Origin of the sequence: Zoogloea oryzae, assembly GCF_030161255.1 — a bacterium.
GTDB classification, from domain to species: domain Bacteria; phylum Pseudomonadota; class Gammaproteobacteria; order Burkholderiales; family Rhodocyclaceae; genus Zoogloea; species Zoogloea oryzae.
In genome coordinates, this window is the sequence record NZ_BSPX01000289.1 from 1 (window position 1) to 680 (window position 680).

Sequence of the window (680 nt, forward strand, 5' to 3'; positions counted from 1 at the left end):
ATCAGGCTTGCGCCCATTGTCCAAAATTCCCCACTGCTGCCTCCCGTAGGAGTCTGGGCCGTGTCTCAGTCCCAGTGTGGCGGATCATCCTCTCAGACCCGCTACGGATCGTCGCCTTGGTAGGCCTTTACCCTACCAACTAGCTAATCCGACATCGGCCGCTCGTATAGCGTGAGGCCTTGCGGTCCCCCACTTTCCCCCTCGGGGCGTATGCGGTATTAGCGTAACTTTCGCTACGTTATCCCCCACTACACGGCACGTTCCGATGCATTACTCACCCGTTCGCCACTCGTCAGCGGAGCAAGCTCCCTGTTACCGTTCGACTTGCATGTGTAAAGCATGCCGCCAGCGTTCAATCTGAGCCAGGATCAAACTCTTAAGTTCAATCCAAAAACTCCAGAAACCTGACGTTTCTGCAGATACTTCAATTTCTTGTGGCACTCTGGTATAAACCAGAACACCGCCTCGAAACCGAGTACCCACACCTATCGGTTGTTCGAATTTTTAAAGAACCGCTGCGCGCTGCAGCGAAGAGGTGCGCATTATACAGAGCTTTTTAGCTCCGTCAAGCATTTCGCGAAATCTTTTTAAACTTCGCCGCAAACACCTGACTGCGCAGAAGCAGCCAATCCTCCGGCCTACCCCCCCTCCACCGCGCTGAACAACTGCGCTGCGAAGAG

At 54.3% G+C, this 680-nt stretch carries 1 rRNA gene; it reads right to left on the reverse strand.

The window, feature by feature from the left end:
* Positions 1 to 384, reverse strand: a 16S ribosomal RNA gene (locus QQK25_RS23440); the annotation flags it as partial.
* Positions 385 to 680 lie beyond the last annotated feature (296 nt).